Source organism: Pseudomonas marvdashtae, assembly GCF_014268655.2.
In the GTDB taxonomy this organism is placed as follows: domain Bacteria; phylum Pseudomonadota; class Gammaproteobacteria; order Pseudomonadales; family Pseudomonadaceae; genus Aquipseudomonas; species Aquipseudomonas marvdashtae.
Genome location: NZ_JABWQX020000004.1, coordinates 18603 through 32632, shown reverse-complemented (window position 1 = coordinate 32632; position 14030 = coordinate 18603). Strand labels below are relative to the sequence as shown.

At 62.5% G+C, this 14030-nt stretch carries 14 protein-coding genes; 8 read left to right on the top strand and 6 right to left on the bottom strand.

Annotated features, from left to right (window positions below; translation table 11 throughout):
* Positions 1–87 precede the first annotated feature (87 nt).
* Entirely contained in the window at positions 88–2232 is a 2145-nt protein-coding gene (dinG, locus tag HU742_RS23835) for an ATP-dependent DNA helicase DinG (RefSeq protein ID WP_186635226.1), read from the bottom strand.
* A 99-nt stretch (positions 2233–2331) separates the two neighbouring features.
* Between dinG and HU742_RS23830 the strand changes: the two genes are divergently transcribed.
* A complete protein-coding gene (locus HU742_RS23830) occupies positions 2332–2796 on the top strand; it encodes a CopD family protein (RefSeq protein ID WP_186644774.1) in 465 nt (154 codons plus the stop codon).
* 52 nt (positions 2797–2848) lie between these two features.
* Here the strand turns inward: HU742_RS23830 and HU742_RS23825 are convergent, their stop codons facing one another.
* The 4 genes from HU742_RS23825 to HU742_RS23810 all read right to left on the bottom strand — a co-directional run bounded on the left by HU742_RS23825 (position 2849) and on the right by HU742_RS23810 (position 5528).
* On the bottom strand, positions 2849–3607 hold the full coding sequence (locus HU742_RS23825; protein WP_186635220.1) for a collagen-like protein: 759 nt from the start codon (positions 3605–3607) through the stop codon (positions 2849–2851).
* Positions 3600–3872, bottom strand: a complete 273-nt coding sequence (locus HU742_RS23820; RefSeq protein WP_186635217.1) for a DUF1145 domain-containing protein — start codon at positions 3870–3872, stop codon at positions 3600–3602. Before HU742_RS23820 ends, HU742_RS23825 begins: the two co-directional genes overlap by 8 nt.
* Before the next feature lie 144 nt (positions 3873–4016).
* On the bottom strand, positions 4017–4742 hold the full coding sequence (locus HU742_RS23815) for a PA1041 family peptidoglycan-binding anchor lipoprotein (protein ID WP_186644772.1): 726 nt from the start codon (positions 4740–4742) through the stop codon (positions 4017–4019).
* Positions 4743–4832: 90 nt separating this feature from the next.
* On the bottom strand, positions 4833–5528 hold the full coding sequence (locus tag HU742_RS23810) for a PA1041 family peptidoglycan-binding anchor lipoprotein (protein ID WP_186635211.1): 696 nt from the start codon (positions 5526–5528) through the stop codon (positions 4833–4835).
* A 191-nt stretch (positions 5529–5719) separates the two neighbouring features.
* On the opposite strand from HU742_RS23810, the gene HU742_RS23805 reads away from it, so the two are divergent.
* From HU742_RS23805 to HU742_RS23790, 4 genes are all read left to right on the top strand, one after another.
* Positions 5720–6217 (top strand): DUF6231 family protein, encoded by a 498-nt coding sequence (locus HU742_RS23805; protein ID WP_186635210.1) that lies wholly within the window; start codon positions 5720–5722, stop codon positions 6215–6217.
* Between the two features lie 14 nt (positions 6218–6231).
* Positions 6232–6708: a YchJ family protein gene (locus tag HU742_RS23800; RefSeq protein ID WP_186635207.1), complete on the top strand. Its 477-nt coding sequence runs from the start codon at positions 6232–6234 to the stop codon at positions 6706–6708.
* 68 nt (positions 6709–6776) lie between these two features.
* Positions 6777–7262: an LEA/WHy family protein gene (locus tag HU742_RS23795; protein WP_186635204.1), complete on the top strand. Its 486-nt coding sequence runs from the start codon at positions 6777–6779 to the stop codon at positions 7260–7262.
* Between the two features lie 5 nt (positions 7263–7267).
* Complete coding sequence (locus HU742_RS23790; protein ID WP_186644770.1) at positions 7268–7477, top strand: SEC-C metal-binding domain-containing protein; 210 nt, start codon at positions 7268–7270, stop codon at positions 7475–7477.
* An 86-nt stretch (positions 7478–7563) separates the two neighbouring features.
* On the opposite strand, the gene HU742_RS23785 is transcribed toward HU742_RS23790, so the two are convergent.
* Positions 7564–8121, bottom strand: a complete 558-nt coding sequence (locus HU742_RS23785) for a cysteine hydrolase family protein (RefSeq protein WP_186644824.1) — start codon at positions 8119–8121, stop codon at positions 7564–7566.
* Between the two features lie 204 nt (positions 8122–8325).
* Between HU742_RS23785 and HU742_RS23780 the strand changes: the two genes are divergently transcribed.
* From HU742_RS23780 to HU742_RS23770, 3 genes are all read left to right on the top strand, one after another.
* Entirely contained in the window at positions 8326–10776 is a 2451-nt protein-coding gene (locus HU742_RS23780; protein WP_186644768.1) for a penicillin acylase family protein, read from the top strand.
* A gap of 143 nt (positions 10777–10919) precedes the next feature.
* A complete protein-coding gene (locus HU742_RS23775) occupies positions 10920–11951 on the top strand; it encodes a ligase-associated DNA damage response exonuclease (RefSeq protein ID WP_186644766.1) in 1032 nt (343 codons plus the stop codon).
* A complete protein-coding gene (locus HU742_RS23770) occupies positions 11948–13636 on the top strand; it encodes an ATP-dependent DNA ligase (protein WP_186644764.1) in 1689 nt (562 codons plus the stop codon). The genes HU742_RS23775 and HU742_RS23770 overlap by 4 nt, the downstream gene beginning before the upstream one ends.
* Positions 13637–14030: the final 394 nt, after the last annotated feature.

The window sequence follows — 14030 nt, the reverse complement described above, 5'->3', positions numbered from 1 at the left end:
CCCTTGAAATAAACACTTTTTTCAGGTGGCTGGCATTGTTTCAGCCATTGAGGGTTTTGGGAACCGCCGTGAGACGGTTGGTTGTGACTAGGAAATCTCCCGCCGAAACGGCGGCAGCGCATTGAGGATGGCTTTACCGTAGCGCTGGGTCACCAATCTGCGGTCGAGCAGCGTGATGGTGCCGCGGTCTTCCTCGGTACGCAGCAAGCGGCCGCAGGCCTGGACCAGTTTCAGCGACGCGTCCGGCACGGAAATCTCCATGAACGGATTGCCGCCCCGGGCTTCGATCCATTCGGCCAGTGCCGCTTCCACCGGATCGTCCGGGACCGAGAACGGGATCTTGGCGATCACCACGTGCTCGCAGTAGGCACCCGGCAAGTCGACACCTTCGGCAAAACTGGCCAGGCCGAACAGCACGCTGGAGTCCCCGCCATCGACCCGTGCCTTGTGCTTGTTCAAGGTTTCCTGCTTCGAAAGGTTGCCCTGGATGAACACTTGCTTGCGCCAGTCACGGTCAAGCCCATCGAACACGTCCTGCATCTGCTTACGCGAAGAAAACAGTACCAGCGTGCCTCTCGAACCCTCCACCAGCTCCGGCAGGTCGCGAATGATCGCGGCGGTGTGGGCAGGAGCGTCCCGTGGGTCGGCCTTGAGATCCGGCACCCGCAGCACGCCAGCATCGGCATGGTGGAAGGGGCTCGGGACCACGGCGGTCACGGCTTTTTTCGGCAGGCCGGCGCGCATGCGGAAACGGTCGAACGTGCCTAGGGCGGTGAGCGTGGCGGAGGTCACCAGCGCACCGTAGGCAACATTCCACAGGTTGCGTCGCAGCATGTCCGCCGCCAGGATCGGGCTGGCATTGACCTCGATATCGAACAGCGAACCGCTTTCTGCCAGGGTCAGCCAACGCGCCATCGGCGGGTTGTCTTCCGGATCTTCGGCCGTAAATGCCGTCCACAGCTCCCAGTTGCCCTGCGAGCGAGACAGCAGGCTGCCGAACAAGGGATACCATTCCTCGGCCTGGTTGCTGGCAATGCCGATATTGACCTCGCCATCCATGCCTTCCTTGAGCAGGTCGGTCAGACGCGTGAACAGGTCGGTCAAGCGCGAGAAACCTTTCTTGAGCTCGATGCCCATTTCACGCATGTGCTCGGGGATGACCCCGCCGACAAAACGATGACGCGGTCGCTCGCGACCTTCGACGTCTTCGCCGGGCTTGAAGTCGGCCACCTGCTCGCACGCGGTGAACATGAACTGCTGGTTCGTCTTGATCTCGCGCGCAAGCTCGGGCACCTGCTCGATGAACTTGCCCAGGTCACCCGGCAGCGGATGCTGGGCCAACAGCTTCGTGAGGTTCTTGGCGGTGGTTTCCAGCCAGTCGGCGGTGGAGCGCAGCCGAGTGTAATGGGCGAAATGGCCGATGGCCTTGTCCGGCAGGTGATGGCCCTCGTCGAATACATAGATCGTGTCGCGCGGGTCTGGCAGCACCGCGCCACCGCCCAGGGCCAGGTCGGCCAAGACCATGTCGTGGTTGGTGACGATGACGTCGACCTTGCCCATGCCTTCGCGGGCCTTGTAGAAGGCGCACTGGCCGAAGTTCGGGCAATGACGGTTGGTGCACTGGCTGTGATCGGTGGTCAGGCGAGACCAATCGGCGTCTTCCAGGGCGGTGGACCAGCTGTCCCGGTCGCCGTCCCACTTATTGCCGGCCAGTTTCTCGATCATGCTGGTGAACAGCTTCTGGCTGGCTTCATCGACCTCGATCTTGAAACCTTCCTCTTCGAACAGCTGCGCCGTGGCGGTCTGCGCATGGCCTTCCTGGAGCAGCATGTCGAGCTTGGACAGGCACATGTAGCGCCCACGGCCCTTGGCCAGGGCGAACGTGAAGTTCAGCCCGCTGTTGCGCATCAGGTCGGGCAGGTCCTTGTAGACGATCTGCTCTTGCAGGGCGACGGTTGCCGTGGCGATCACCAGGCGCTTGCCGGCGGCCTTGGCAGTGGGAATCGCCGCCAGGCTATAAGCCACGGTCTTGCCGGTACCGGTGCCGGCCTCCACCGCCACGACAGCAGGCTCGCCACTGCGCCGGCCTTCGTCGTCGGTGTCGATGTCACCCAGGATTTTTGCCACTTCGGCAATCATCAGGCGCTGGCCATATCGCGGCTTGAGGCTCTTGGCTTCGAGAAAACGCGAGTAGGCGCCCTGGATCGTGGTTTTGAGTTCGGTGCTGATCATGAATGGTCGGGCGCAAAAAACGCTGGATAAATTTTCAGTGGTTCGGATCGGCGGCTATCATACCCCGCTAATCAATCCTGCGCAGAACGGAGTGACCCAATGACACCCTTTGCCCTCGTCTACACCCTGCATTTACTGGCCGCCCTGGTCTGGGTCGGCGGTATGTTTTTCGCCTGGATGATCCTTCGTCCCGCCGCAATGACGGCCCTTGAAGGCCCTGCACGGCTGACGTTGTGGGTAGAAGTGTTTCAGCGTTTTTTTGTCTGGGTCTGGGTCGCCGTGGCGATTCTGCCGATCAGTGGCGTCGGCCTGATCCATCTACGCTTCGCCGGCTTCGAAACCGCGCCGCGTTATGTGCAGGTAATGATGGGGCTGTATGTGGTGATGACGGCGCTGTTCATCCGCATCCAGGCCTTGCAGCTGCCGTCGTTGCGTAGCGCGGTAACGGCGCAGGACTGGCCGACGGGCGCAGCGGCGCTGGGCAAGATCCGTCGATTGGTCGGCATCAACCTGTTGATCGGGCTGCTGGTGGTGGCGGTTGGCGCGGCAAGGCCCATGTTCTGAAAGAGCGGATTGATCAAGTGGGAGCGCCCGCGCTCCCACCCGTCCGACGTCCTCAGAACCGCTGCACCGTCACCGCCCCCGGCGCGCCGGCTGGCCCGGGCTGGCCCTCGGTGCCAGGGCGACCACTCTTGCCTCCGTCGGCGGTATAGACCAGGCACCCCTTGGCCTTGCCGCCTGCACCGGGCTTGCCACCCGCCCCAGGTGTGCCACCGGCGCCGCCATCCACCGCGACCTTGATGCGTTCGTCGGGGTATTCGCGGGGCAACTCCAGGCGCACCAGCGCACCGGCCGCACCGGCCTGGCCATCGCCGCCATTGCTGCCGTCGGCGCCGCGACCGGCCGAACCCCAGGTGCAACCCGGCGCCTGCCCGTTGGCACCGTCGAGCCCCACGTAACCGGGCGCACCGGTTCCGCCACGGGCGTCCACCGACAGCAGCGGCGCGTTCAACGCATTGAAGCGAACGTTGAGATTGCGCCCCGGTCGTGCCGCCTTCGTATAAGTCCCCGGCGCGCCGCGCGCAGTGATCTGGCTGCCTTCGGCCAGTTCAGCCTGGGTGACTTTCATCTCCAGCGCCTGTTGCGCTGGCACGATCGCGATCCGCGCTTCGCGCCCCAAGTGCAACTGACCGATGGACAGTTCGGTAACGTTGGACGGCACCAGCAGCGTGCCGTAGTCGGCGACGTCCAAGCGCTCCAGGGCCAGGGCGCTGGTCGTGTTGGGCAGACGCATCAGCGAATGACTTTCGACCTGGACCACTTGAGCACAAGCCCATGGGCACACAAATGCTGCGAGCAGACACAATTTACGCATGGGAAGCCTCTGGTGCGGTCGGAAGGGTTTGCACGTGAAAGATGCCGAACAGCAGCACTCGGAGGCGGTCACGGCCAGGCGCGGGACGTCCGCGAAACTGCGCCCTGAACAGCAAGAGTTCGAGTAAATGGACCGCCAGCAACAGCGCCCCGGCGAGATTGACCAACAGATGCAGCGGATGGACGAACGGCATCAACAGATTGACCAGCACCACCAGCCAGAACAGCAGGGTCAGCAAGCGCCCCAGCCCCCAAAACACCTTCATACGCCCCCCGTTCGGGAATTATTCTTTGCACGCACAGTAACGGCATGCGCGCTGGATAAGCCAGAGGGCCCGGCAAATTTAATCTGATCCCAGACCCGGGCCAGCGGTTCGCCTTCCGACGACCCGACAGCCCTGGCCCGGCGCTCAACGCTGGATATGCAATTCAACCCGACGGTTCTGCGCACGCCCCTCGTCGGTCTCGTTGTCGGCCACCGGCTCGCTTTCGCCCTTGCCTTCGCTGGTGAGTTTGTCCGGCGCCAGTCCCTGGGTCAGCAAGTATTCCACGACGCTGCCGGCCCGGCGCTCGGACAGCCCCTCGTTATAGGTATCGGTGCCGACACTGTCGGTGTGGCCCACCACACGAATGCTGGCGACGTTGGCATGGCTCAACTTCGCCACCAGCCCATCGAGTTGGCCTCGTGCCGCGGCGGTGAGATCGGATTGATCAAAATCGAACAACACCTTGCCAGCGTCATTAAGGGTGATGACTTCGCTGGTCGGCGTCTCGGGTTCGTCTTGCGGAACGCTGGCGGGGTATTGCGGCAGCGGGCAGCCGTGGTGTTCGACTGGGGTATCGGCGGGCGTATCGGGACAACGGTCACGACGATCGAACACACCGTCGTCGTCTTCGTCACCGTCCTGGGCGTAGCAGATCAAGCCGCCACCGAGCAGGCCCAAGGCGGCTCCACCGGCGGCCCAGCCACTGCTTTCGATGGCGCCCAGCCCACCGCCGATGAGTCCGCCGAGCAGGCTGCAGATTGGCCAGGTACGTTGATTGAGTGGTGCGCTGCCGTCGCTGTGGGTGGCGCAGCCGGACAACAGGCTGCTCGCCAGCAGCACCGGTAAGGCGACTTTGATTAGAACGTTCATGGTGAAAGCTCCTGTGTCACCGGCCCATACCGGTCACACAGGAGTAAAGACCCGCATCCGCGACTGTACAAGCCGCGGACGACAAGGGCTTCAGCGGTTTATCTTGATTTCGGTGCGACGGTTCATTGCGCGACCATCGGCCGTTTTGTTATCGGCCACCGGCTGGCTTTCCCCAGCGCCGGATACCGTGACGAAACTGGCGCGAGGTACGCCGCTTTCGACCAGGTATTGCACGACCGAATTGGCCCGTTTTTCCGACAGTTTCTGATTGTAGGCATCACTGCCGACGCTGTCGGTATGGCCCGTCACGCGCAGCTGTGCGGTGGAGGTTTCCTGCTTGAGGCGGGTTGCGATGGTGCTCAGCACTTCTTTGTCGGTCGGCGTCAACGTGGCTTTGTTGAACTCGAAATGCACATCGCGCACGACGATGGTTTCTTCCGTCACCACGACCGGCTCCTCGACCATGGGGGGCGGAGCGGGCGGTGGGCAGCCATCGGCATCGACCTGCACACCTTTCGGAGTGCCCGGGCACTTGTCGCGGCTGTCCGGCACACCATCGCCATCCTCGTCGCCGTCGCCCTTGACCCAGCAATAAGCTGCCGCCATGCCGCCAACGTACAGCGCGCCGCCGCCAGCCCAGGAGGTACTTTCTATTGCGCCTAATCCCGCGCCGATCGCTCCGCCAACGGCCGCACAGGTCGGCCAGTCGGTTTTCTGCAAACCTGCGCAACCAGTCAACACACTGGTTAGCAGAACCAGGGGTAACGCTGTCCGAACTATGCTCATCGGGTTTCTCCTTGAAGGATCGGCTTGTCGCCGATTCAGGGGAGTAAAGACCCGACTTCGGATCTGCGCCAGCCTGAGCAATCGCGGGTTTTCGCCCCGTTTTTACGCACGTTCTGCACATTCGGGGACAAACCGCTCTAGGCCAGTGTCTCCACGCACGCTATCGTGGCGGTTCTGACTGAGGAACTTCGATGACCGTTGCCATTTCTTCGCGTACGCCCCAGCAAGCCCTGGCCGCCGTGCTTGACCGTTACGCCCCGCAAAGGCTCTTGCTGATCGGCGCCAGCAGTTTTCCTGCGCTAGAGGCGTTCCAGCAAGCGCACCCCGATACCGAGGTTGTCCACGCCGGTCCCGGCGTGCTGCCAGCTGATGTGGCGGCGCGACGTTTTGACCTGGCCCTGGCGCTCGATTGCCTGGAGCATTTGCCCAAGCGCGACGGTCTGAACCTGTTGGGCGGCATTCGCAATCTCAACGCCAGCCGGATCGCCGTGCTGGCGGATCTCGACGCCTGTGGATGGCAAGAGACAGACTTTTTCTCGCTGGCGCTGCAGGCCAGCGAGCGATTCCAGCGCGAAGACCAGGTGCTGACCCTGTTTACCTACGATCTGCTTGAATACAAACAAGTCCCCGACTGGCTCAACTCACGTTTCTGGGCCAACCCGGAAAATTTTGGAAAATATTGGTGGTAGCGGTGAACACTCCCATGCATACACCCATTTGCCCCTGCGGCAGCGGCAATCCGTTGGACGCCTGCTGCGGCCATTATCACGACGGCCACCCGGCGCCTTGCGCAGCAGCCTTGATGCGCTCGCGCTATAGCGCCTACGTGTTGGGCCTGGTGGATTATCTGGTCAGCACCACCCTGCCCGCCCAGCAGGACGGTCTCGATCGTCAGTCCATCGCCGAATGGAGCGCCGGCAGCACCTGGCTGGGACTGGACGTCGAAAGCAGCGAAGTGTTCGGCGGCCAGCCGGAACACGCGTTTGTCACATTCACGGCGCGCTGGCATGACGGCCAAGGCGAACACAGCCACCGGGAACGTTCTTCATTCGTGCAGAACGGCGGTCACTGGTATTTCATCGACCCGACCGTGCCGGTCAAGACCGGTCGCAATGACAGTTGCCCGTGCGGCAGCGGACATAAATTCAAAAAGTGCTGCGCCGGCTACTTCGCTCGTTGACTTCGGAAACGTCCGACGCTCGCCCGCCGGTCAGAAGACTAGACTGGGCATAAACCAGAGGCACGGACATGACACAGCCATCACAGTTTTTACGCATCACGTGCCTGCTGTTGTTCATCGGGCTTGGCGGTTGCGCGTCCTGGGGAGGTGACGAGACGCCCGAGCCGCAGGTGCATCTGGTCAAGGTCGAGGTGGTGCGGGCCCGGTTGCTGGAGCAGAAGTTCATGTTGCACTTTCGGGTCGACAACCCCGGCGAGGGTGATCTCACCGTACGCGGCCTGACCTACCGGATCCACTTGGGCGACCTGCTGCTGACCGAAGGCGAGCATGAACACTGGTTCACCGTCCGTCCCCGACGCAGCGCTTACTTCAAGGTGCCGATCCGCACCAATCTGTGGCCGCAGGTCCGGGAAGTGGTGAAAATGCTCGAGAAACCCCGGCAGCAGATCCCCTATCGTCTGGAAGGTGAGCTGGAAACCGGTTTATTCATCGCTGACTACGTGCACCTGGAACGCAATGGCGTGATAATCGCCGCCGATTTTATTGCGGAGTAACCCCGATGACCCAGCAACCCCATGTCCATGGCCCTGATTGCGACCACGATCATGACCATCACCACGATCACGATCACGATCACGGCCATGTGCACGGCCCGAATTGCGGCCACGCCCATCAGGAACCCGTGCGCAATGCCCTGAAAGACGTCGGTCGCAACGACCCTTGCCCTTGCGGCAACGGCAAGAAATTCAAGAAGTGCCACGGGGCTTGATGGCCCACGCGATAAGCTTTTTCGTCGGCTAGACGTCATTGCGAGCTTGCTCGCGATGACGCCGCCGCAGCCGATCTCCATTTTTATCAGCCCGCCTGCAGAATCCGTTTTACGCCCATCACCGTCGCGTACTCCCCGTGCAGATTCCCCAGGGACATGGCGTGCACCTCGGCCGCCGTACGGGCATTGCCGAAGTAATCGGCCTTGTCGAAGGTGTAACAGGCGTCTTCGGCGACCCAGGTGTCGAACCCCAAGTTGCCAGCTGTGCGAGCGGTGGACTCCACTGAATTGTTCGTGGCCACGCCGACGATCACCAACTGTCCGATCCCGGCGCTGCGCAGTTGCACCTCCAGGTTCGTGCCGCAAAACGCATCCGGCACCTGCTTTTGCACCAGCCCTTCACTGGCCAGCGGCTCGAAACGCTCTTGGACCTCCACGCCCGACTGTCCGGGCCAGAAGACTGACTCGGGAGAGCGGGACAGGTGATGGACGTGGATGACCGGCCGCGCCGAATCCCGCCAGTGGGCAAGCAACTCCAGCATGCGCAGCTCCGCCTCGGGGTTGTTGCGAGGGCCAAGTCTGGGGTGCAGGATGCCTTTTTGTTGATCGATCAGGATCAGTGCTGCGTTTTCCAGTAGCTCCATGCCGGTCTTCTCAAGCTCGTTCATTGATTTTCCACACTTGAGCATCACCTTTTCCTACAAGCAAGTCCTTGCCACCTGTTCCCCTGGATCCGGGCTCTCATCGCCAAATCGACAAATAACCCCAGCCCCCGCTTGCGCGCCCTTCTCCTGCTCACTAACGTAGCGCCTTTATTGGTGCTACCCCCCTCCCGCAGGAGCTTTGCCATGGCCTCGCCAGCCTCTATTTCGTTCTTTCCCAAGCTCGGCGTTGCCGCAGCAGTGGCCAGCGTGCTCGGTCTGAGCGGTTGCCAGGCCTGGAATACCCAGGACACGGTTCCGCCCGCCACCGGTGTACAACCGCTCAAGGGGCTGGCGCAGAATGTCTCGGTCCGGCGCAACGCCATGGGCATGCCGCTGATTGAAAGCAACAGCTTTCATGACGCCCTGTTTGCCCTCGGCTATGTCCATGCCAGCGACCGGATCACGCAGATGACCACCCTGCGCCTGCTTGCCCAGGGCCGATTGGCGGAGATGTCCGGCGCCGAGCGGCTGGATGTCGACCGCTATATGCGCGCGGTGAACCTGAAGAAAAGCGCCGATGAGCTGTACAAGGCGTCTTCGCCACGCCTCAAGCGCTTCTTCGAAGTGTATGCGCGCGGCGTCAACGCCTACCTGTTCCGCTATCGCGACAAACTGCCGTCGGACCTCGCCGCCACCGGCTACAAACCCGAATACTGGAAACCGGAAGACTCGGCGCTGCTGTTCTGTCTGCTGAATTTCAGCCAGTCGGCCAACCTGCCGGAAGAGGTCGCGGCGCTGGTGCTTGCCCAGACCGTTACCAACGACAAATTGGCTTGGCTGAGCCCGTCCTATCCGGATGAGCCACTGCCCTTGGCGGAGGCCGAAAAGCTTCAGGGCGTGCGGCTCAATGGCCAGGTTCCCGGCCTGAATGAAGTCAGCAAGGCGGGCGCTCAACTGGCCGACCTGAACCTGCTGGGCGCAGCCTCTTCGAACAACTGGGCCATCGCCCCGCAGCGCAGCCGCAACGGCAAGAGCCTGCTGGCAAGCGACAGCCAGGGGCCGCTGGGCGTGCCGTCGCTCTGGAGCCCCGTGCAGATCCGCGCGCCCAAATACCAGGCCGCCGGGCTGTCCGTGGCAGGCGTCCCGATGATCCTGGCGGGCTTCAACGGTAACGTGGCCTGGAGCATGACCAGCGTGCTGGGCGACAACCAGGACCTGTTCCTGGAAAAGATCCGACGCCAGGGCAATGGGCTGTCCTACGAAGTCAATGGCAAATGGCAACCAGTGACCGTGCGCAACGAAACCTACTTCATCAAGGGTCAACGGCCGATCCGCGAAGCCGTGTACGAAACCCGCCACGGTCCGTTGCTCAACAGCGCCCAAGGCTTGGCCATGGCTAACGGTTTCGGCCTGGCCCTGCAACTTCCGAGCTTCACTGATGACAAGACCCTGGACGCGTTCTTCGATCTGTCACGCGCGCAGAGTGTCGAGAAGGCTTCCGATGCCAGCCGGGAAATCCGCGCCATGGCGGTGAACATGGTGTTTGCCGATGCGCGCAATATCGGCTGGCAAGTCACTGGCCGCTATCCGAACCGCCGTGAAGGCGAAGGCCTGCTGCCATCGCCAGGCTGGGAAGGTCGCTACGATTGGGACGGTTACGCCGATCCGATGCTGCATCCCTACGACCAGGACCCGGCCCAGGGCTGGCTCGGCACCACCAACCAGCGCGTCATCCCCCATGGCTACGGCATGCAGCTGTCCAATTCCTGGGCGGCGCCGGAGCGTGGCGAGCGCATGGCCGAGCTGGCCGGCGCGGGCAAGCACGACGCCCGCAGCCTGATCGCCATGCAATATGACCAGACCACGACGTTCGCGGCCAAGCTCAAGAAAGTCTTCGAAGCCCCGGGCATGGCCCAGCCGCTCAAACAAGCGATCGAGGCCCTGCCGGTGGCGGACCGGGCCAAGGCGCGTGAGGCTTATACCCGCTTGATGGCGTTCGACGGCCGGCTCAGTCCGGTCTCTGCCGACGCAGCGATCTATGAGCTGTTCCTGCAAGAAAGCATGAAGCAGATTTTCCTCGACGAATTGGGCCCGGAAGGCAGCCCGGCCTGGAAAGCGCTGGTCGCCAATGGCCAGTTGTCCTACTCAGCCCAGGCCGACCATTTGCTGAGCCGCGAGGACAGCCCCTTCTGGGATGACGTGCGTACGCCGCAGAAGGAAGACAAGGCCGTCATCCTGGCCCGCAGCCTGGCAGCGGCCATCAGCGCCGGCGAGAGCCAGTTGAGCGGCGACCGCGCCACCTGGCAATGGGGCAGACTGCATCGCCATGAGTGGAAGAACGGCAGTGGCCAGGTCGTACGCGGCCCGCTGGCAGCCGGCGGCGATGCAACCACGCTCAATACCGCCGCGTTCGCCTGGGGCCAGGACTTCAATACGACCCTGGCGCCGACCACGCGTTTTATCGTTGACTTCAGCCAGCCCGAACCGTTGACGATCCAGAGCGCTGCCGGCCAGTCGGGCAACCCGGCCAGCCCGAATTATCTGAACGGCATCGATCCGTGGATCAAAGGTCAATATCAAAGCCTGCCATTGCAACCCCAGAACTTCGACCGGGCGTACGGCAAGACCCGGTTGACGTTGGTGCCGGGTAAATAGGCTCTTCCACCGTGGCGAGGGGATTTATCCCCTCGCCACATTTGGCCAAGCCATCTGATGATCCTGACCCCATCCCCAAACCCGATCGAACTTCTCCCGCGCCTCCCGCCTCTACCTGACAAGCCCATCGCCCCGGTAAACGCATGGACCTTGTCATTGCCCGCCCCGAAGGCCTGTATTGCCCGCCGGGGGATTTCTACATCGACCCCTGGCGTCCGGTGGAGCGTTCGGTCATCACCCACGCCCACGGCGACCATGCCCGTGGCGGCAACCAGCACTACCTGGCAGCGGCCCCCGGCGAAGGCATCCTGCGTTCGCGACTGGGCCAAGACATCAACCTGCAAACCCTGCCCTACGACGAACGCCTGCAGCATCATGGCGTCACCCTGAGTTTTCATCCCGCCGGCCATGTACTGGGTTCAGCCCAGGTCCGACTGGAATACCAAGGCGAGGTATGGGTGGCGTCCGGCGACTACAAAGTCGAGCCCGACGGCACTTGCGCGCCATTCGAGCCGGTGAAATGTCACACGTTCATCACCGAATCCACCTTCGGCCTGCCGATCTATCGCTGGCAGCCCCAGGCGCAAATCTTCGACGAAATCAACCAGTGGTGGCGCGGGAATATTGCCGCAGGCCGGGCCAGCGTGTTGTTCTGCTATTCCTTCGGCAAGGCGCAGCGAATTCTCCACGGCATCGACGCAAGCCTGGGACCGATCCTCGCCCACGGGGCGGTGGAGCCGCTGAACCGGGTCTATCGCGAGGCCGGTGTGCACTTGCCGCCGACGATTTACGCTGGGGATGTGAAGAAGAACGATCCGATCATGGGCCAGGCACTGGTCATCGCCCCGCCTTCCACCAGCGGCAGCACTTGGGTACGTCGTTTCGGCGACTACAGCGATGCCTTCGCCAGCGGCTGGATGCGCTTGCGCGGCACTCGTCGGCGACGCGGCGTGGATCGGGGCTTCGTGCTCTCCGACCACGCCGACTGGCCTGGCCTGCTTTGGGCCATCGAACAGACCGGCGCCGAACGGGTGATGGTCACCCACGGATCGGTCGGCGTGCTGGTGCGCCATCTGCGCGAACAAGGCCTCGATGCCCAGGGCTTTACCACGGAATACGGCGACGACGAAGAAGACAGCGTCTCGGCGGTCGACACTGGCGAGGAGGCCTCATGAAAGCCTTCGCCGAACTGTACGCCGAGCTGGATGCCACCACTTCCAGCAATGCCAAGCTTGCCGCCATGCAGGATTACTTCAGCAAGGCGCCGCCCGAGGACGCCGCTTGGGCCGTGTACTTCCTCTCCGGTGGCCGGCCACGGCAGTTGGTGCCGGTAAAAATCCTCAGGGAACTGGCGGTCCAGATGTCTGGATTATCACTGTGGCTGTTCGAGGAAAGTTACCAGGCCGTGGGCGATCTTGCGGAAACCATCTCGTTGGTCTTGCCCGAATCCCCTCATAGCTCCGACGAAGGCCTGGCGCCGTGGATCGAGCAGAAGTTGCTGCCGTTGCGCGGCGAACCGCCCGAGGTCCTGGCCGAACGGCTGCCAGCGCTGTGGGCACAGCTCGACCGGCCAAGCCTGATGCTCTGCATCAAGCTCATCACTGGCAGTTTCCGCGTCGGCGTGTCCAAGCTGCTAGTGACTCGGGCGTTGGCCACCATGGCTGGGTTGGACAGCAAACGGGTGGCCCAACGTCTGGTGGGTTACACCGATCTGTCCCACCGCCCCACGGCGGCCAGTTACCTCAAGCTGATCGCTGCCGAGTCGAACGATGAACATGCCCAGCGCGGCGGGCAGCCTTATCCGTTTTTCCTGGCCCACGCCTTGTCGCAACCGGTTGAGCAATTCGACGCCCTGCTGGGGCCGGCCAGCGACTGGCAAGTGGAATGGAAATGGGACGGGATCCGTGCCCAGGTGATCAAGCGCGACGGTCATCTATGGGTCTGGTCCCGAGGCGAGGACCTGGTGACTGAACGGTTTCCAGAATTGCATCCACTGGCGCAGGCGTTGCCCGACGGGACGGTGATCGACGGCGAAATCGTGGTCTGGAAAGCGCCGCAGGCGGTCACCGAAGACGCCTTTGATCCGGATGCCCCGCTGCAACCGGCAGTGCAGCCGTTTGCCCTGCTGCAACAACGCATCGGTCGCAAGACGCTGAGCAAGAAGGTGCTGGAAGACGCTCCCGTGGTGGTAATGGCCTATGACCTGCTGGAATGGCAAGGCGAAGACTGGCGCAGCCGCCCCCAGGCCGAGCGACGCGAGCAACTGGAGTCTCTGGTCGCCCGCTGCCACAGCCCGGTGCTGCTGCCGTCGCCCATCGTGACGGGCGAGGATTGGCTCGACCTCGCCCGCCAGCGCGAGGCATCCCGCAGCCTCGGCGTCGAAGGCATGATGCTCAAGGCTCGCAACGCGCTGTATGGCGTCGGCCGGACCAAGGACATGGGCGTGTGGTGGAAATGGAAGATCGACCCGTTCAGTGTCGACGCGGTGCTGATTTACGCCCAGCGCGGCCATGGCCGACGCGCCAGCCTGTATAGCGACTACACGTTCGCCGTGTGGGACAACCCGCCCGGCAGCCGCGAGCGCACCCTGGTGCCGTTTGCCAAGGCTTACTCGGGGCTGACCGACGCCGAGATGCGCCAGGTCGACAGCATCGTGCGCAAGACCACCGTGGAAAAATTCGGCCCGGTGAGCAGCGTGACGCCAACCCTGGTGTTCGAGCTGGGCTTCGAAGGCATCGCCTTGTCCAAGCGCCACAAGAGCGGGATCGCGGTACGTTTCCCGCGGATGCTGCGCTGGCGCCAGGATAAAACCGCTGAAGAAGCGGACACGCTGGCGACGCTTCAGAATCTGCTGAAGTAAGCTCAGGGGGCATGTTTCCAATGTCTTTGGTCAGTGATCTAGCGCCCTGCATCACTGGCTCTACGCAATAGACGCCATGTAACGCATATAACAAAAACACTGCGAGCCGACGATCAACCGTTTGGAATATATTTATTTCATGCGACGTTGAAAAAACTATCGACACCCCACCTGCCGGCGGTATTTCTGACGCCGTAATTACGGCATCAGAACATGTACCAAGCATTGAAAAACCGACTTGCTCTTTCAAAGAGCAATGCTAATGTGACATTAGATTAGCGTCGCTGTTTTATATTTCCTTCGTCCAGAAAATCCCCAGTCTTTGCGCAACAGTGCAGGAAGACGAATTACTCGGGGAACGGGACGGCATCGCCACCCAGGCAAGGCCAAGCTG